At 36.8% G+C, this 524-nt stretch carries 1 protein-coding gene; it reads right to left on the reverse strand.

Annotation, left to right across the window (positions count from 1 at the left end; genetic code table 11):
- Positions 1-136: 136 nt before the first annotated feature.
- The coding region (locus JCM10991_RS14210) for an LPXTG cell wall anchor domain-containing protein (RefSeq protein WP_035189214.1) at positions 137-524 on the reverse strand (388 nt) is incomplete at its 5' end.

Consider the following 524-nt stretch of genomic DNA (forward strand, 5'->3'; position numbering starts at 1 on the left):
TTTATCATACCACATAAAACCTTTAATATTTTTCTAAAAATAAATGAGGATTTTATAAGAAACAAAAAAGTAGTGAACATCCAACTATCTTAGGTTGGATTATCCACTACTTAAGTAGACTATTCAGTTTTGTTAACTAGTCTTGTTCTTTTTTCTTTTTGGCACCAAAGCCCAAAAGCATTCCCATTCCAACAAGGGCGGCACCCAAGAGACCTGCTTGTTGACCATTTTCTTCACCAGTTTGTGGTAAAGTCTTCTCTTCTGTTACCTCAGTAACAGAAGCTGCTTGGTCTTTCTTAGCTTTTGCCATTTGACTAGCGCTAGTAGCATTGGCAGTTATGTTTAGGTTAGCAAGTTTAGACTTAGCATCCATAGTTTCTTGGGTTGAATCAGCATTGAAATCGACATTTGTTGCGTCAGTGTCTACGGCTTCGTCACTTAAATTGTTATCAAAGTCGGTATTATTTACAGTTGTATCTTTAACCCCAGTATTGGTGTTGTCACCATTTGGTTCTGTGATTGCA

The organism is Ligilactobacillus equi DSM 15833 = JCM 10991 (assembly GCF_000615765.1).
Classification (GTDB): domain Bacteria; phylum Bacillota; class Bacilli; order Lactobacillales; family Lactobacillaceae; genus Ligilactobacillus; species Ligilactobacillus equi.